This window comes from Streptomyces sp. NPDC101166, from assembly GCF_044768125.1.
GTDB lineage: Bacteria > Actinomycetota > Actinomycetes > Streptomycetales > Streptomycetaceae > Streptomyces.
The window spans coordinates 216616-233365 of record NZ_JBIWPF010000001.1; the positions used below are offsets into that span (position 1 = coordinate 216616).

Here is a 16750-nt window from a genome sequence, read left to right on the forward strand (position 1 = left end):
CCGTTCGTCACAGGTCCGCGAAGGTCAACCTGGCCACCCACTTGGTGTTCAGAACGCCGGGCGCCGCGGGCACGATGATCCGTGCCGGGTAGCCGTGGTCGGGGGTCAGCGGCTCGCCGTTGACGTCGAGGGCGAGCAGGGAGCGGGGGTCGCGCACCTGGTTGGCCCGCAGGGCGGCCGTACGGAAGGCTCCGTGCCGTTGGAGGGACTCCACCAGGACGTCGGGCGCGGTGTCCGCGTCGTGCCCGGCCAGGGCGGCGAGATCCCGCAGGCGCACGCCCCGCCACCACTGGTCGGAGGTCGACCAGCCCTCGACGCAGGCGATGGGCAGGGCCGAGCTGTGCAGCGTGAGGGCCAGCAGGTCGGCGCGGCTGAGCCGGACGGTCCCGGCGGGCCCGGTGACGGCCAGCCGCCACACCTGGGCGCTCGTCTCCCGCGCGGTGATGCCCCGCGACGCGGCCGTCTTGTTGATCTGGAAGCCCCCGGGGCCGCTGCCCGGGTCGGCGCCCCCGTGCGGCGCGAGCAGCGCCGTCCGGCGCAGCGGGCCGTCCGTGTTCTGCCCCGCGGTGGTCGCGAACAGCAGCAGTGAGCCGCCGCCGACCAGCCACAACGCCCCGCGCCGCGACACCGTGGCGTCAGCGGGCCGCGGGGTGACCAGCGGGAAGTCCGGCTCCCCGCCCGCCTCCTCCTGGGCCCCCTCCCCCTCCCCCTCCCGCATGCGTCGCAGGTTGCGCAGGGCGGCCGGCGCCCTGAGGGCCACGTGCGCCAGGAACGCGGCGAAGAACACCCAGGCGCCGTAGAAGTGCAGCGGGTAGAACGAGCCGGGGAAGACGTAGTCCAGCTGTACGTCGAGCAGGCCGGTCACGAACTCGAAGAGCGCGCCGCCGACCAGCAGGAGCAGCGAGATGCGCTCCAGGGCGTGGGCGAGCGAGCGGACCGGCGGCAGCGCGAAGAGCTTGGGCACCACCGACCAGAGCTTGGCGAGCAGGACGGGGACGAGGGTGACGCCGAGGGTGACGTGGACGCCCTGGGTGAGCCGGTACAGCCAGGGCGGGTCGGTCGGCCAGGAGAAGAGGTAGAAGCCGAGGAGGCCCTTGCCGGGGGTCTTGTCGTTCACCGGCGACAGGCCGGGGTTGTAGGCGGCGTACGACAGCAGCCCGGTGAGGAACAGCACGGTGATGCCCGCGAGCAGCACCACACCGAGGACCGAGGTGAACCGGGGGCCGCGTACCGGGCTGCGCCAGAAGCCGGGAGAGGAGGGGAACCGTGCCATGCGCCGACCGTAGGCGCGGAAGGGCCCGTACGGGGGTGTGCGACTCATGACGAAACGCTGACGTCGTCGTCCCGGGCGACCATCGCGCCGCCTTCCGGCTCTAGCGTTCCGGTGTGACCCGCTCTTCTCACCGTGACCTCGCCGCCGTGGCGGCGGCCGCCGCCCTCGTCGTGGCGGCCGTCGTGATCGGCCGGTACCTCCAGGACGCCCACGGCACCCTCCTCGTCGGCAACGCCCCGCTCTACGGGCGCTGGGGGCCGCATGCCGGTCCGGGCACCCCGGCCGCCCTGGCGACGGCCGCGGCCGTCGTCGCCTACGGTCCCCCGCTCGCCGCTCGTCTGCCCTGGCGTGCCCTGCTGTGGGCGGCCTGGGGCGCGGCCCTGGCCTGGACCTGGTCGCTGGCACTGGTCGACGGCTGGGAGCGGGGCGTCGCTCAGCGGCTGACCACCCGTCATGAATACCTTCAGGTCATCGAGCGCTTCCACGACATCCCGGCCGCGCTGCGGGACTTCGACCGTCACATCCTGCTGCACTCGCCGGACAACTGGCCCGCGCACGTGGCCGGTCATCCGCCGGGGGCGACGCTCACGTTCGTCCTGCTCGACCGGGTCGGTCTGGGCGGCGGGGGCTGGGCGGGGGCCTGGTGCATCACCGTCGGCGCGACGGCGTGCGTGGCCGTGCTGGTGGCGGTGCGCGCACTGGCCGGGGAGGAACGGGCGCGCAAGGCCGCCGCGTTCATCGCGATGATGCCCGCGGCGGTGTGGGTGGGGACGTCGGCGGACGGCTACTTCGCGGCGGTGGCCGCCTGGTGCGTCGCGTTCCTGGCGCTGGCCGTGACCGGGTGCCGGCCGCGGCTCACCGGTTTCGCCGCCGGACTCCTCTTCGGCCTCACGTGCTATCTCTCCTACGGCCTCACCCTCTTCACGGTGATCGCCGGCGCCGTCGTGCTGCTCGGCGCGCGGCGGGTGAGGCCGCTGCCGTACGCCCTGGCGGGAGCGGCGGTCGTGCCGCTCGCGTTCACCCTCGCGGGCTTCGACTGGTGGGCGGCGTACCGTCTGCTGGTGGAGCGCTACTACGAGGGGGCCGCCGGGGTACGCCCCTACGGCTACTGGGTGTGGGCCAATCTCGCCTGCACGGTGCTGATCGTGGGCCCCGCGACGGTCGCGGGCCTGCGGCGGACCGGCGCGACGCTCCTCGCGGGGCGCGGGCGGCTCCGCGCGAGCGTCCTGAGCGGACCGGACGCATCCGGTGTCCGTGCGGACGTCCGTCTCGCGCTGCTGGTCGCCGCCGCGCTCGTCGCGCTGCTGACGGCCGACGTGTCCGGGATGAGCAAGGCGGAGACCGAGCGCATCTGGCTGCCGTTCGCCCCGTGGCTCGCGGCCGCGTGCGCGTTCCTGCCCCGCCCGCGCGCCTGGCTCGCCGCGCAGGCGGTGCTCGCGCTGCTGCTCAACCACCTGTGTCTGACGGGATGGTGAGGCGCGGCAGGGGTGGGCGCACCGTGCGGCGGGGACCTGCTCGTCTCAGAGCTCCGAACAAAAGGCGAGCCGGGCTCCACTTTTGTTCGGAGCTCTTACGGAAGAATGACGCGGTGGGCGTGGCCCTGCCGGGCGACGGGACGGCGCGCCTACCCTGCGGTCCATGCGTGTACTGGTCACCGGCGGCGCCGGTTTCATCGGGTCCCATGTCGTGGAGGCACTGCGGGCGGGCGGGCACGAACCTGTGGTGTTCGACCTGCGGGAGGGGGCGGGCCGCGATGTGCGGGACGCGGCGGCGGTCTCGTCGGCGCTGGCCGGCGTCGACGCCGTGTGCCATCAGGCGGCGATGGTGGGCCTGGGCGACGGCGTCGCCGACGCGGCGGACTACGTCTCCCACAACGACCTCGGGACCGCCGTGCTGTTGTCGTCCATGGCCCGGGCGGGGGTGCGGCGGCTGGTGCTCGCCGGTTCGATGGTGGTGTACGGGGAAGGGCGGTACACCTGCGGGAAGCACGGGGCGGTCCGTCCGGGTCCGCGTACGGCGGCCGATCTGTCGCGGGGGCGCTTCGAGCCCGTGTGCCCGGAGTGCGGGGCTGATCTGGCCCCGGGGCTGATCGGCGAGGACGCGCCGGCCGACCCCCGGAACGTGTACGCGACGACCAAGCTCGCGCAGGAGCACCTGGCTGCCGCGTGGGCCCGCTGCACGGGCGGATCGGCGGTGTCGCTGCGCTACCACAACGTCTACGGGCCGAGGATGCCCCGGGACACGCCCTACGCCGGCGTGGCCTCGTTCTTCCGTTCCGCGCTGGCGCGGGGCGAGGCTCCGCGGGTCTTCGAGGACGGCCGCCAGCGGCGGGACTTCGTCCATGTGGAGGACGTGGCGCGGGCCAACGTGGCGGCGCTCACGGCCGGTTCGGCGGACGGCGTGCTCACGGTGTTCAACACCGGCAGCGGTGAGCCGCACACCGTCGGGGAGATGGCGTCGGCGCTGGCCTCGGCGTACGGCGGGCCGGCCCCGGTGGTCACCGGTCAGTTCCGGCTGGGCGACGTACGGCACATCACCGCGGACTCGACGCGCCTGGGCGCCGAGCTGGGCTGGAAGCCCGTGGTCGGGTTCGAGGAGGGTGTGCGGGAGTTCGCGGCGGCGCCCCTGCGCGGGGAGTGAGGGGCCTGTCGGCGGGCGACGTCCGCGTTTCGTAAGGGGTGGACATCCGATTCGCGCCCTTTGTCTCCGTAGGGTGAGTGACGTGACCAACCCATCCCGCTCACCGCTCGTCGACGTCGTCCTGCCCTGCCTGAACGAGGCCGAGGCTCTGCCCTGGGTGCTGTCCCGGATCCCGCCCGGGTGGCGGGCCCTCGTGGTGGACAACGGCTCCACCGACGGCTCCGCGGACATCGCCCGCGCCCTCGGCGCGACCGTCGTCGACGAACCGCGCCGCGGCTTCGGCGCGGCCTGCCACGCGGGGCTCGCCTCGGCCACCGCCGACATCGTCTGCTTCTGCGACTGCGACGCCTCGCTCGACCCGACGTCTCTCCTGCCCTTCGTCGAGGCGGTCCGGTCCGGCGACGCCGACCTGGTGCTCGGACGGCGGCGGCCGCGGGCCCGGGGCGCGTGGCCGGTCCACGCACGGGTGGGCAACCTGGTGCTGGCCCGGCTGCTGCGCCGCCGCACCGGCCTGCGCCTGCACGACCTCGGCCCGCTGCGCGCCGCCCGCCGCGAGCCGCTGCTGGAGCTCGGCCTCACCGACCGGCGCAGCGGCTACCCGCTGCAGATGGTGGTGCGCGCCGCCGACGAGGGCTGGCGGATCACCGAGCGCGAAGTGCCGTATCTGCCCCGGGCCGGTGTCTCCAAGGTGACCGGCACCTGGCGCGGCACCTGGCAGGCCGTCCGCGACATGAGCCGGGTGCTCGCCGACCCGGGCGCGCCGGCCCGTGCCGCACAGGAGGGGACCCCTCGATGACCACTCTGCTCGTCATCGCCAAGGAGCCGCGCCCCGGACGGGTGAAGACCCGCCTCACCCCGCCGTTCAGCCCCGAGGCGGCCGCGGCCCTCGCCGAGGCTGCGCTCACCGACACCCTCGCGGCGGTGGCGGCCGCTCCGGCGACCCGCCGGGTCCTCGTCCTGGACGGGACGCCGGGACCCTGGCTGCCGCCCGGCTTCGAGGTGGTGTCCCAGTGCGCGGGCGGCCTGGACGAACGGCTCGCGGCCGCCTTCGCGGGCTGCGACGGCCCGGCCCTGCTGATCGGGATGGACACCCCGCAGGTGACGCCGGACCTGCTCGCCGAGGACTTCGCCGACTGCGACGCGTGTTTCGGGCCCGCCGAGGACGGCGGCTTCTGGGCGCTCGGGCTCGCGGACCCGGATCCGGACCTGCTGCGCGGAGTTCCCATGTCGACCGCGAGCACCGGAGCCGTGCAGCGGGGCCGCCTGGCGGCGGCCGGCCTGCGGGTACGGGACATGCCGCGCCTGCGGGACGTCGACACGGCCGCCGACGCCGAGGCGGTCGCGGCGGCGGCGCCCCACAGCGGGTTCGCCGCACTGCTCGGCCGGCTCACGGTCGTCAGGCGAGGCTGATGGGGGGCGCGAGTTCCACGACGTTCAGCAGCCGGCCGTCCTCCAGCCGGGCGGCGGCGCGGGCCAGGGCGCGCACTCCGGCGAGGCCGATGAACTCCAGTTCCCTCATGTCGACACGGACGTCGCCCGGCGAGGCCGGCGTGGTCTCCAGGGCGGCCGCGAGGGTGCCGGTGTTGCGGTGGTCGACGCTGCCCACGACGCGCAGGGCGCGCTGCCCCTGCTGGAAGGTGGGGATGAGCCGCAGGGTGCTGTCGCTGTGCAGCGGCTCGCACTCGACGACCGCGCCGTGGCAGCCCTGGAAGGCGTCCAGCCGGTCGGCCGGGGAAGCGCCGGGCGTCGTACTGGCAGACGACGGAGGCCCGGTGCCCGGAGAAGACCTGGTCGACCTTGGTCTCGTACTCGTGGAGCCGGTCGGCCCCGGGGACGTCGCGCAGGGCCCAGCCCATCTCGCCGCTCACGCGGAAGCCGGTGCAGCCGGCGGCCAGCGACTCGGCGGCCTCCTCGCGGAGTGCGGCCACCATGCTGTCGGGGTCGAACGGGCCGGCCGCCAGGTAACTGTCGTCCGCGGTGGTCACGACGAGCCGCCCGGCGTCCAGGGCCGGGCGCGGGTCGGTGCCGGACTCGGTCAGCCAGCCGAGGACGTCCTCGGGGCGGGTTCCGGTCGGCGAAGTACACGACCCGCTCGCCCCGTTGCAGCCCTTCGGAGAGGAAGGCCGTGACCACGCGCCGCTGTTCGCCCTCGTCGGCGAACGCCAGACACAAGTGATCGCCGTGGCCCACGTGCTGGACCCGGGGTTCCGTGCCCTCGTACGTGATCACCTCAGTCCTCAGCCCCTCCCCTGCCGACATCGTCGGCGCTGTCGAACTCAAGCCGCTCTCAAGCTGATTCGGAGTGGGCCGAGCCGGTCCCGCGCGGGCCCACTCCAGTCAGTGCGGCAGCATGCCGGTACAGCGGCCGTCAGCGGCTCAGCGAGGCCGCGGCCTCCTCGACGGTGGTGTGGAAGGTGAAGACCTGGTCGAGGCCGACGACGCGGAAGACGCGCATCTGGTCGGGGTTGGCGCCGGCGAGGCTGAGCGGGGAGCCGGCGGCCTGCGAGCGGTGGTAGGCGGTGACGAGGACGGTGATGCCGGTGGAGTCGCAGTAGGTCAGCCCGGACAGGTCGATGACCACGCCGCGGTCGTCGAACGGGGCGTCCTTGACGGCCCGGGTGAGCAGCGGGGCGGTGTGGTGGTCGAGTTCGCCGTTCACCTGGAGGACGAAGGGTCCCGGGTCGTCGTGCCGCGAGGTGACGGTCAGCGGAAGGTCGGATTCGGTCACCGGTTCTCCTGGATGCGGGTGTCGGGCTGAGCGAGTACGGACAGGGCGAGCAGGGCGGTGTCGTCGCTGACGCCGTCGCCGAGGCGGTGCAGCAGCGCCTCCACGGAGCCGAGCAGGCCGTCGGCCGGACGGTCGCCGGTGTGGGCGGCGGCGGACGTGAGACGGCGGACGAGTCCGTCCTCGCCGAGCATGGAGCCGTCGGCGGTGCGCGCCTCGGTGAGGCCGTCGGTGTAGAGCAGCAGGCTGTCTCCCGGGTGCAGCCGGGTGGTGGTCCGCACGAAGCGGGGGTCGGGCAGCATGCCGATGAGCTGGCCGCCGGCGGTGGAGATCGCCTCCACGGTCCCGTCCGCCCGGACCGCGAGGGCCGAGGGGTGGCCGCCGCCCGCGAGGGTGACGGCGAAGGAGCCGTCGGGCAGCCCCTGGAGCACGCCGAACACCGCGGTGCAGTAGCGGGGGCCACTGCCCTGCTGTTCGCCTTTGAGGACGGTGTCGAGGTTGGTGAGGGCGGCGCACGGGTCGGGGTCGTAGATCGCGGCGGCGCGCAGGGTGTAGCGGGTCAGCGAGGTCAGGGCGGCGGCGTCCGCTCCCTTGCCGCACACGTCGCCGAGGAAGAACGCCCACCGGCCGTCGTCCAGGGGGAAGAGGTCGTAGAAGTCGCCGCCCACCTCCTGCGGGGAGGCGGTGTGGTAGGCGGCGGCCGCGTGCAGCCCGGGGACGTCGGGCAGCGCGGGGGGCAGCAGGGTGCGCTGGAGGGTGCGGGCGAGTCGTTCCGCCTCGGTGCGCCGCTCGCGTTCGGCGGCGACCGTGCGGATGGCCGACAGCCGCAGCTCCAGTTCGTCGATGACGAGGTCGGCGAGGTCCCGCAGGGCGTCGAGCTGGGCGTCCGTGGGCCGGCGGGGCCGGGTGTCGAGGACGTTGACCGTGCCGAGGCGTTCGCCGTCGGCGGTGGTGATGGGTGCCGCCGCGTAGAAGCGGATGCCGAGGCCGCCGTCGAGAAGGGGGTCGGCGAGGGCTCGGGCGTCGGTGACCGCGTCGGTGATCACTCGGGGTTCGCCGTGCAGGAAGGCGGAGGCGCACAGGCCCGGGTCGCGGCTGATCTCGGTGAGGTCGCCCAGTCCGTGGGCGGCCTTGAACCAGACGCGGTCGGTGTCCACGATCGCCACGGTGGCCATCGGCGCGTCGAAGATGCGGGCGGCGAGGGCCGCGATCCGGTCGAAGGTGCCGTCCGGGGGCGTGTCGAGTATCCGGTAACGGCGGACGGCGGCCATGCGGGCCTGTTCGTCGGCCGGTGCCGGCGGGGACGCCTGCGCGGGTCTCGTCGTCATCTTCTTCCGCCCCCGCTGCCCTTTTCGTTTCTCCGGTCTTGATACCACCCGTGGCCTGGTGCCCGGGTACGACTGGCTTATCCTACGAAGCTGTCAGCGCGGGCGGGCGGGTTCCGCGGGGCTGCCGCGACGCGCACGGCGTGTCCGTGAGGTCGGCGGCGGAGCGAAGGGGTGTCAGTGGCGCGCTCGCAGGACGCCGGGCACGAGCCGTCGGGGGCGGCCGCCGAGGTCGACGAGTCCACGGCCGGGATCGGCCTGTTCGCCGCCGAGGCGGGGGTCGGCCGCGACCTCGCCCGGGTGGACTGGCAGGCGACCCCGCTGGGCCCGCCGGCCAGGTGGCCGCAGAGTCTGCGGACGGCGGTGAACATCCTGCTGCCGTCCCGCTTCTCGATGTGGATGGCGTGGGGCCCGGAGCTGACGTTCTTCTGCAACTCCGCCTACCGACGCGACACGCTGGGCCGCAAGTACCCGTGGGCGCTGGGCCGGCCGGCGCGCGAGGTGTGGGCGGAGATCTGGGACGACATCAGCCCCCGGATCGACACCGTGACCGCGACCGGGGAGGCTACCTGGGACGAGGGGCTGCTGCTGTTCCTGGAGCGCTCCGGCTACCCGGAGGAGACCTACCACACCTTCTCCTACAGCCCGTTGCGCGACGACGACGGCACGGTCGTCGGCATGCTGTGCGTGGTCAGCGAGGACACCGAGCGCGTCATCGGCGAGCGACGGATGGCGACGCTGCGCGACCTGGGCTCCGACCCCAGTGTGGTGCGCACCGAGCAGGAGGTGCTGGCCTTCGCCGGCCGGCAGTTGAGCCGCAATCCGTACGACCTGCCGTTCACGCTGGCCTACTTGTTCCAGCCGGACGGTTCGGCCCGGCTGGCGAGCGTCAGCGGGCTGCCCGCCGGGCACCGGGCCGCGCCCGGGTCGATCCCGGCAACCGGCGGTGCCATGGACCTCGCCGACGACGCCGGCCGCCCATGGCCCGTCGAGCCGCTGAAGCGCGGCGAGTCGGTCCTCGTGCCGATGGACGGGGCGGCGTTCGCGGAGCTGCCGTCCGGGGCGTGGCCCGAGCCGCCGACGCAGGCGCTGGTGGTGCCGCTGCTGCAACAGGGCAGCGCGCCTTACGGGTTCCTGGTGGCCGGGCTGAACCGGTACCGGGTCCTGGAGGACGGTTACCGCGGCTACGTCGAACTGGTCGCCGGGCATCTCGCGGCGGGCATCGCCAGCGCCCGGAGCTACGAGGCGCAGCAGCGGCGGGCCGAGGAGCTCGCGGAGCTGGACCGGGCCAAGACCGCCTTCTTCTCCAACATCAGCCATGAGTTCCGCACCCCGCTCACGCTGATCATGGGCCCGTTGGAGGAGCTGCGCACCCGCCTGGCGGACGCCGACGGGCCGGTGCGCGAGGAGCTGGAGGTCATCCACCGCAACGGGCTGCGGCTGGGCAAGCTGGTCAACTCCCTGCTGGACTTCTCCCGTATCGAGGCGGGCCGGACGCAGGCCCGCTATGAGCCGGTCGATCTGGCCGCGGTCACCGCCGAGTTGGCGAGCGTCTTCCGCTCGGCCGTCGACAAGGCGGGCCTGGCCTTCCACGTCGACTGCCGTCCGCTGCCCGAGGAGGTGTTCATCGACCGCGGCATGTGGGAGAAGGTGGTCCTCAACCTCCTCAGCAACGCGCTGAAGTTCACCTTCGAGGGGTCGATCCGGGTCACGGTGGGCGCCGAGGAGGGGCGCGCGGTCGTCGCGGTCGCCGACACCGGCATCGGGGTGCCCGCCTCGGAGGCGCCCCGGCTGTTCGAGCGGTTCCACCGCATCGAGAACGCCCGCGCCCGCTCCAACGAGGGCAGCGGTATCGGGCTGGCGCTGGTGAAGGAGCTGGTCGGGCTGCACGGCGGGGCCATCACCGCCGACAGCGTCGAAGGCGAGGGCACCTGCTTCACCGTCCGGCTGCCGTTCGGCGCGGACCATCTGCCCGCCGACGCTCTCGTTCCCGCCCAGGACACCGGCGTCGGGCCGGCCGCCGACCCCTATCTGCAGGAGGCGCTGCGCTGGCTGCCGGGCGGGGCGGGTGAAGCGGACGCCGGGCAGGCCTCGGCCGGCGTCCCGGACGCCGCCGGCGGGCCCGCCGTACCGGCACGGGTGCTGGTCGCCGACGACAACGCCGACATGCGGGAGTACCTCACCCGGCTCCTGCACGGCGCGGGCTACCGGGTGGACGCGGTGAACGACGGTCTGACGGCTCTTGAGGCCGTCCGCGGCGACGCGCCCGACCTGGTCGTCAGCGATGTCATGATGCCCGGCCTCGACGGTCTCGGACTGGTGGCGGCGCTGCGCACCGACCCGCGCACCGCGTCGGTGCCGGTGCTGCTGCTGTCCGCGCGGGCCGGGCAGGAGGCGTCCATCGAGGGGCTTCAGGCGGGCGCTGACGACTACCTCGTCAAGCCGTTCGCCGCGGCCGAACTGCTGGCCCGGGTGGGGGCCAACGTCGAGCTGGCCCGGCTGCGCAACCACCAGGCCCGCTGGCGCACCGCGCTGGTCGACTCCCTCCAGGAGGCGTTCTTCGTCTGCGACGAGGAGGGCGCCGTCATCGAGATCAACACCGCCTTCACCGACATCCTCGGCTACGGCCCCGAGGGCCTGCCCTACCGGCCGGTGCACCCCTGGTGGCCCGACCCCGCCGGCGACCCCGAGGCGCACCGCCGGACCGCCGACGCCTTCGAACGGCTGCTCGGCGACCAGCAGGGCTCCTACACCGTTCCCGTCGTCCACCGCGACGGGCGCCGGCTGTGGGCGCACGCCACGTTCAGCCGGGCGGCCGACCCGGACACCGGTCGCCGGGTCGTCGTCGGCACCTTCCGTGACGTCACCGCCGAGCACTACGCGATCCAGCGCAAGAGCGCGCAGGCCGCGCTGGGCCTGCGGATGACGCAGGCGACGAGCCTGGTGGAGACCTTGTCGGGGGCGCTGGCGGAACTGCGGCAGCTGTGGCACGCCGACACCGTGCTGGCCGCCGTCTCCCCGCCCGACGGGCCGCCCGCGGTCACGGCGACGGATCCCGGCCTGTGCTGGGAGGACCTGCCCGCCGAACGCCGGGACAAGCTCACCGCCTGGCTGGATGAGCCCCTCCTCACGCCCGTCGACGACGCCACCGGCGCCGCCGTCGCCATCGGCCACCCCGAGGGCCTGATGGTGCTGTGGCTCGACTTCGGGCAGCACCGCCCCTTCAGCGACGAGGACCAGCTGCTGCTGTCCCTGCTCGCGGGCCAGCTCGCCCAGGGGCTCGCCCGCGCCCACCAGATCGACCAGCAGCGGGAGACGGCCCTCGCGCTACAGCGCTCCATCCTCGGCCCGGCCCAGTTGCCCGAGGGGTTCGCCGTCCGCTACGAGCCCGCCACCCGGCCCCTGGAGGTGGGCGGCGACTGGTACGACACCGTGCGGCTCCCGAACGGGCGGATCGGCATCGTGGTGGGCGACTGCGTCGGGCGCGGCCTCGAAGCGGCCACCGTGATGGGGCAGTTGCGCAGCGCGTGCCGTGCCCTGCTGCTCCAGGACGCGGGGCCGGCCCAGACCCTGATGGCTCTGGACCACTTCGCCGCAGGCCTGCCCGGCGCGATGTGCACCACCGTGTTCTGCGGCGTCCTCGATCCCGAGTCCGGTCACCTCACCTACTCCAGCGCCGGGCACCCGCCGGGCATCCTCGCCCGACCCGACGGCGTCACCCGTCTGTTGGAGGAGGGCCGTTCGGTCCCGCTGGGCGTGCGGCCCGGCCGGGTGCGGCCGGAGGGCGCGTGCACGATGCCGGGCCGCGCCACCCTGCTGCTCTACACCGACGGTCTGGTGGAGCGCCGTCGCCGCCCGCTGACGGCGGGCATCGACCAGGCCGGAGAGGCCGTCCAGGCGGGCCGTGACGTGGCGGTGGACGAGCTAGCCACCGAGGTCATGGCGCGGCTCGCGCCGAGCGGCGGCTACGACGACGACGTGGCCCTGCTGCTCTACCGGCACCCGGCCCCGCTGGAGATGGCGTTCCCGGCGGAGTCGACGCAGCTGGCGCCGGTCCGCAAGGCGCTGCGCAGTTGGCTCGCCCAGTGCGAGCTGCCGCCGGACACCGTGCAGAACATCCTGGTGGCCGCCGGAGAGGCGTGCGCCAACGCCATCGAGCACGGGCACCGGCACACTCCGGGCGACACGGTCCGTCTGCGTGCCGAGGCCCTCGTCGACGACCTGTGCCTGACCGTCGCCGACACCGGCCGGTGGAAGACGCCCCAGCCGGAACTCAACGCCCACCGCGGCCGCGGCGTGGCCCTGATGCGCGCTCTCATGCATCAGGTCACCATCACCTCGAACACCGACGGCACCACCGTGAACATGCATACGAGGACCGCCTGATGACCACTTCGCTCACCCTGACCTCCGGCCGGCGGCCCGACGGCGCCGCCGTGCTGACGGTCGCCGGCGAGATCGACATGAGCAACGCCGGGGAGCTCGACAAGGCCATCGCGTCCGTCGACGGACCCCTCGTCGTCGTCGACCTCACCGCCGTCGGGTATCTCGACAGCGCGGGCCTGAGTGTGCTGTTCCGGCACACCGACCGGGTCGAGCTGGTCGCCACGCCGCTGCTGGAGCCCGTGCTGACCATCTCCGGGCTCGCCGAACTGGTCACCGTCCACGGTCTGCGGGCGGGCTGAACGACTCGTGCCGCGCAGGCCTGGCACACTGTCCGAATCCGACGGTCCGGTGAGGGAGGATCTGCATGTCGATGGTCGGCAACCTGCGCAAAGTCGCGAGCCTGGCGCGGCGCAGCCGTGGTCGACGCGTGGATCTCAGCCATCCGGCCCGCTCTCCGCTCGGCTCGACGGTCGTCAACTGCGTCGTCTACCGCGACGGGGTACGGCGGGCGGGCACGGACTCGGTGGAGGAGGCCGTGCGGCAGGCCCGCAAGCACCGGGGCGGGTTCGTGTGGCTGGGGCTGCACGAGCCGGGAGTGGAGGAGTTCGCGGGGGTGGCGGAGCTGTTCGGGCTGCACCCGCTGGCCGTCGAGGACGCCGTCCACGCGCATCAGCGGCCCAAGGTCGAGCAGTACGGGGAGGTGCTGTTCGCCGTCTTCAAGACCGTCACGTACGTCGAGCACGCCGAGCTGACCGCGACCAGCGAGGTCGTCGACACCGGTGAGCTGATGGTGTTCACCGGACCCGACTTCGTGGTCACCGTCCGCCATGGCCGGCACGGCTCGCTGGGGCCTGTGCGCGAGGATCTCGAGGCGCAGCCCGATCAGTTGGCCAAGGGCCCCTCCGCGGTGCTGCACGCCCTCGCCGACCATGTCGTCGACGACTACGTCACGGTCGCCGACTCGGTGCAGAACGACATAGACCAGGTCGAGACCGACGTTTTCTCCCCGCACAGCCCGCGCAACGCCGACGCCGGCCGTATTTACCAACTCAAGCGGGAGCTACTGGAGTTGAGGCGGGCCGTGGTTCCTCTCGCCCGCCCTCTCGACCGGCTCGCCACCGAGCCGCGCTCCTGCGTCGACAAGGAGATACAGGCGTACTTCCGGGACGTCGCCGACCATCTCACCCGCGTCACCGAGCAGATCACCGCCTACGACGCCCTGCTGGACTCCATCCTTCAGGCCCATCTCGCCCAGGTGACCGTGGCCCAGAACGAGGACATGCGCAAAATCACCGCCTGGGCCGCGATCATCGCCGTCCCGACCATGGTGTGCGGCGTCTACGGAATGAACTTCGACCACATGCCCGAACTCCACTGGCGCTACGGCTACCCCCTGGCCCTGACCGTCATCGCCGTGGCCTGCTACATCATCCACCGAGGCTTCAAACGCAACGGGTGGCTGTGACGTCCCAGCGCGAGGAGGCCTGCCGCGGTGCGATCGTCGCCCATGATCGTGGTGCCGGGGTGGGCGGGACAAATCGGTTTCGGGGGCTGGGGTGGGCGGACTAGGGTGGCGCGGTGACTCAAGTGATCGTGGTCAACGGGGGTTCCAGTTCGGGGAAGTCGGGCATCGTGCGATGTCTGCAGGCCGTGTTGGACGAGCCCTGGCTGGCGTTGGGGTGTGACTCGTTCGTGGACGCGCTGCCCGCGAGGATGCGGGCGTCGGACGAGGGAATCGTGTTCGCGGCCGACGGCGGGGTGAGCGTCGGGGCCAAGTTCCGGGCGCTGGACGCGGCCTGGTCGCAGGGCGTGGCGGCGATGGCCCGGGCCGGCGCGAGGATCATCGTCGACGACGTCTTCCTCGGCCAGGCCGCGTCCCGGCGGCGGTGGGAGGAGGCGCTGGGCGACCTGGACGTGCTGTGGGTCGGCGTGCGCTGCGAGAGCGCGGTCGCCGCGGGGCGTGAGATCGCGCGGGGTGACCGCCCTGTGGGGATGGCGGCGTCGCAGGCCGAGGCGGTGCATGTGGGCGTGCGCTACGACCTGGAGGTGGACACCACGCACACCGAGTCCCTCGTCTGCGCGCGAGTCATCGCGGCCCGCGTGAGCTGACCGGGAGCCCTTCGCCATGACGTCGGTGAGCGAGGCGTACGAGGGTGCTACGCCGTCACGGCGCGAGCAGCAGGCTGTCGCCCCGCTCCTTCGCGGCGGCGTGACGGCGGTCCACGTCCTGCCAGTTGACGACGGTGCACGTTCCTGGAACCGCCATCGCGCCACGGTCTCCTGAGCCGACGCCGGTTCCACGGCGGCCCCCTCGCGCACGAGCCCGAGCGCCTCCGCGAGGACGGGGGCGGCAGGGGACGATGCGAGACGACCGGACGAGTTGCCGAACGGCTCCGCCGACTGCCCCGACCGTCATCCGTCTGCTTTCCCGCACCCACCACCGGGGCCGATCGGACCGGTCCCGGTGCCCAAAGGCCCCTGCCGCCGGCCGGGCCCGTAAGTGAGGCCTGCGCGGGTCCGGTGGTCCGAGAGGCCGGGCGGAGCGATCGGGGCGGGCGGCGCTCATGCCCCCGCTGAGCGGGCTACCGGTCGGCCACCGGCACCCGCCAGCGCAAGACGGTGCCGCCGGCGGCCGGGCTGGTCCACTCCAGATCCCCGCCCCACTGCTGCGCACGTTCCGCCATGTTCTTCAGGCCGCTGCGCCGGCCCTCGGCCGGGATACCCACACCGTCGTCGGAGACCTCCAGCCGCACTTCGCGCCCGTCGGTCTCCAGCACCACGTCGGCGCGGTCGGCCCGCGCGTGCCGGGCGATGTTCGTGAGGGACTCGGACAGGACGGCCACGACATGGTCGGCGATCTCCTTGGGCACGTGGGTGTCCAGCAGTCCATCCATCCGCAGGCTCGGCGCGAATCCCAGCACCGGCGCGGTCTCTCCGACCACACGCACCGCCCGTGCCCTCAGGCCGGGCCCGGCTGCTTCGTCGTGCGTCCGCAGACCGAAAATAGTGGACCGGATGATCTTGATGGTCTCGTCCAGGTCCTCCACCGCCCGCACCACGCGCTCCGAGGCCTCCGCGTGCTCGATGAAGCGGCCGGCGCTCTGCAACGTCATACCGGTGGCGAACAGTCGCTGGATCGCCAGGTCGTGCAGGTCCCGGGCGATCCGGTCGCGGTCCTCGAGCATGGCGATCTGCTCCGCGTCCCTGCGGCGTTCGGCCAGTTCCATCGCCACCGCGGCCTGTGCCGCGAAACCTTGCAGTGGTTCGGTCTCCTTGTCCGCGAACACCTTTCGGCCCGCCTCACGTACCAGCAGCACGACGCCTCGCAGCCCGTCGCCCGAGCCGATGGGGACGGCCACGGCCGGCCCGAGGCCGGTGAAACGCTGGAGGTCCGCCGAAACGCGCTCGTCCTGGCAGATGTCGGGGCTGGAGACGGGGGTGGCGTCCGAGAAGGCCTGGCCGATCAGGCTGCCGCTCAGGGGAAGCACCAGTCCGCGGTGCGCCTCCGCCTCCTGGCCGATGGCCAGCTCCACCGTCAACGCGTCCGTCGCCGGCATGGGCAACGCGACCACGGCCAGGGCCGCCCCGGTGATCTCCCGGGCCCGTTCGGCGATGAGGGCGAGGACCTCGCCGCGCTCGCTTCCGGACATCAGGCTGTGTGTGATCTCCGCGCTGGCCTGCAGCCACCGCTCGCGCAGCCTGGACTCTTCGTACAGCCGGGCGTTGTCGATGGCCACACCGGCCGCCACGGCCAGGGTGGAGAGCACCGACTCGTCGTCCTCGTCGAACTGCGCCCCGTCCCGCTTCTCGGTCAGGTAGAGGTTGCCGAAGACCTGGTCGCGCACCCGGATCGGCACGCCGAGGAAGGTGTTCATCGGAGGGTGGTGGGGCGGGAAGCCGTAGGAGGCGGAATGCTCGGAGAGCTTCATCAGCCGCAGGGGCTCCGGGTGGCGAATGAGTTCGCCGAGGATGCCGTGGCCTTCCGGGTAGTTGCCGATCTGCAGGATCTGCTCGTCGCTGATGCCGACCGTGAGGAAGTCCGAAAGCCGGTTGCCGTCCGGACCGATCACGCCGAGGGCGGCGTACTCGGCGTCGACCAGCACCGCCGCGGCCTCCACGATGCTGCGCAGCGCCTGTTCGAGGTCCAGCTCCCGGCCGACCGAGAGCACGGCCTCCAGCAGGCTGTGCACCCGGTCTCGGGTGCCCCGGGCCGCGTCCAGGCGCGCCTGCAGCTCCTCCAGCAGCTCGTCCAGCCTCAGCTGCGGCAGCCGCACGCGGGCCTCCCGAAGCTCCTCGGAACGTCCCACCCCTGATCCTCCAGCTCCCCGATCACCGTGCAGACCCCGACGTGACCAGTCATGTGCCACGGTACGGCCCACCGCAGGGGACGGTACAGGATCA

The 16750-nt window shown here is 73.3% G+C and carries 13 protein-coding genes and 2 pseudogenes; 8 read left to right on the forward strand and 7 right to left on the reverse strand.

Annotated elements, in window-relative coordinates:
- Nucleotides 1–7 precede the first annotated feature (7 nt).
- The gene (locus ACIRS4_RS00995; protein WP_404188082.1) at nt 8–1273 is read right to left on the reverse strand and encodes a molybdopterin-dependent oxidoreductase; all 1266 of its coding nucleotides are present in this window, start codon (nt 1271–1273) and stop codon (nt 8–10) included.
- A 113-nt stretch (nt 1274–1386) separates the two neighbouring features.
- Between ACIRS4_RS00995 and ACIRS4_RS01000 the strand changes: the two genes are divergently transcribed.
- From ACIRS4_RS01000 to ACIRS4_RS01015, 4 genes are all read left to right on the forward strand, one after another.
- On the forward strand, nt 1387–2748 hold the full coding sequence (locus tag ACIRS4_RS01000) for a hypothetical protein (protein WP_404188084.1): 1362 nt from the start codon (nt 1387–1389) through the stop codon (nt 2746–2748).
- A gap of 163 nt (nt 2749–2911) precedes the next feature.
- Nucleotides 2912–3913 carry an NAD-dependent epimerase/dehydratase family protein gene (locus tag ACIRS4_RS01005; protein WP_404188087.1) on the forward strand — a complete coding sequence of 334 codons (1002 nt, stop codon included), beginning with the start codon at nt 2912–2914 and terminating at the stop codon, nt 3911–3913.
- A gap of 82 nt (nt 3914–3995) precedes the next feature.
- Nucleotides 3996–4709, forward strand: coding sequence for a glycosyltransferase family 2 protein (locus ACIRS4_RS01010; RefSeq protein WP_404188090.1), 714 nt, complete (start codon nt 3996–3998; stop codon nt 4707–4709).
- A complete protein-coding gene (locus ACIRS4_RS01015; RefSeq protein ID WP_404188093.1) occupies nt 4706–5323 on the forward strand; it encodes a DUF2064 domain-containing protein in 618 nt (205 codons plus the stop codon). Before ACIRS4_RS01010 ends, ACIRS4_RS01015 begins: the two co-directional genes overlap by 4 nt.
- On the opposite strand, the gene ACIRS4_RS01020 is transcribed toward ACIRS4_RS01015, so the two are convergent.
- The 4 genes and pseudogenes from ACIRS4_RS01020 to ACIRS4_RS01035 form a co-directional block, all read right to left on the reverse strand.
- Nucleotides 5310–5519: an STAS domain-containing protein gene (locus ACIRS4_RS01020; RefSeq protein WP_404188095.1), complete on the reverse strand. Its 210-nt coding sequence runs from the start codon at nt 5517–5519 to the stop codon at nt 5310–5312. The genes ACIRS4_RS01015 and ACIRS4_RS01020 overlap by 14 nt on opposite strands.
- Nucleotides 5520–5652: 133 nt before the next feature.
- Nucleotides 5653–6172: pseudogene (locus ACIRS4_RS01025) on the reverse strand (MEDS domain-containing protein); the annotation flags it as partial.
- 109 nt (nt 6173–6281) lie between these two features.
- Complete coding sequence (locus ACIRS4_RS01030) at nt 6282–6641, reverse strand: STAS domain-containing protein (RefSeq protein WP_404188098.1); 360 nt, start codon at nt 6639–6641, stop codon at nt 6282–6284.
- Complete coding sequence (locus tag ACIRS4_RS01035; protein WP_404188100.1) at nt 6638–7966, reverse strand: PP2C family protein-serine/threonine phosphatase; 1329 nt, start codon at nt 7964–7966, stop codon at nt 6638–6640. Before ACIRS4_RS01035 ends, ACIRS4_RS01030 begins: the two co-directional genes overlap by 4 nt.
- Before the next feature lie 177 nt (nt 7967–8143).
- Here ACIRS4_RS01035 and ACIRS4_RS01040 point away from each other — a divergent pair, with 177 nt between their 5' ends.
- From ACIRS4_RS01040 to cpt, 4 genes are all read left to right on the forward strand, one after another.
- A complete protein-coding gene (locus tag ACIRS4_RS01040; protein WP_404188103.1) occupies nt 8144–12349 on the forward strand; it encodes a SpoIIE family protein phosphatase in 4206 nt (1401 codons plus the stop codon).
- Complete coding sequence (locus tag ACIRS4_RS01045; protein ID WP_404188106.1) at nt 12349–12648, forward strand: STAS domain-containing protein; 300 nt, start codon at nt 12349–12351, stop codon at nt 12646–12648. Before ACIRS4_RS01040 ends, ACIRS4_RS01045 begins: the two co-directional genes overlap by 1 nt.
- 65 nt (nt 12649–12713) lie before the next feature.
- Nucleotides 12714–13814 carry a magnesium/cobalt transporter CorA gene (gene corA, locus ACIRS4_RS01050; RefSeq protein ID WP_404188109.1) on the forward strand — a complete coding sequence of 367 codons (1101 nt, stop codon included), beginning with the start codon at nt 12714–12716 and terminating at the stop codon, nt 13812–13814.
- Nucleotides 13815–13936: 122 nt separating this feature from the next.
- Nucleotides 13937–14458 (forward strand): chloramphenicol phosphotransferase CPT, encoded by a 522-nt coding sequence (gene cpt / locus ACIRS4_RS01055; protein ID WP_404189733.1) that lies wholly within the window; start codon nt 13937–13939, stop codon nt 14456–14458.
- Between the two features lie 55 nt (nt 14459–14513).
- On the opposite strand, the pseudogene ACIRS4_RS01060 reads toward cpt, so the two are convergent.
- Nucleotides 14514–14591: pseudogene (locus tag ACIRS4_RS01060) on the reverse strand (superoxide dismutase); the annotation flags it as partial.
- Between the two features lie 340 nt (nt 14592–14931).
- Nucleotides 14932–16656: a GAF domain-containing protein gene (locus ACIRS4_RS01065; RefSeq protein ID WP_404188112.1), complete on the reverse strand. Its 1725-nt coding sequence runs from the start codon at nt 16654–16656 to the stop codon at nt 14932–14934.
- Nucleotides 16657–16750: the final 94 nt, after the last annotated feature.

Bases quoted from the DNA above. Each gene is read 5' to 3' on its own strand.
- ACIRS4_RS00995 (WP_404188082.1), bottom strand. From the start codon at position 1,273: ATGGCACGGTTCCCCTCCTCTCCCGGCTTCTGGCGCAGCCCGGTACGC.
- ACIRS4_RS01005 (WP_404188087.1), top strand. From the start codon at position 2,912: ATGCGTGTACTGGTCACCGGCGGCGCCGGTTTCATCGGGTCCCATGTC.
- ACIRS4_RS01015 (WP_404188093.1), top strand. From the start codon at position 4,706: ATGACCACTCTGCTCGTCATCGCCAAGGAGCCGCGCCCCGGACGGGTG.
- ACIRS4_RS01035 (WP_404188100.1), bottom strand. From the start codon at position 7,966: ATGACGACGAGACCCGCGCAGGCGTCCCCGCCGGCACCGGCCGACGAA.
- ACIRS4_RS01045 (WP_404188106.1), top strand. From the start codon at position 12,349: ATGACCACTTCGCTCACCCTGACCTCCGGCCGGCGGCCCGACGGCGCC.
- corA (WP_404188109.1), top strand. From the start codon at position 12,714: ATGTCGATGGTCGGCAACCTGCGCAAAGTCGCGAGCCTGGCGCGGCGC.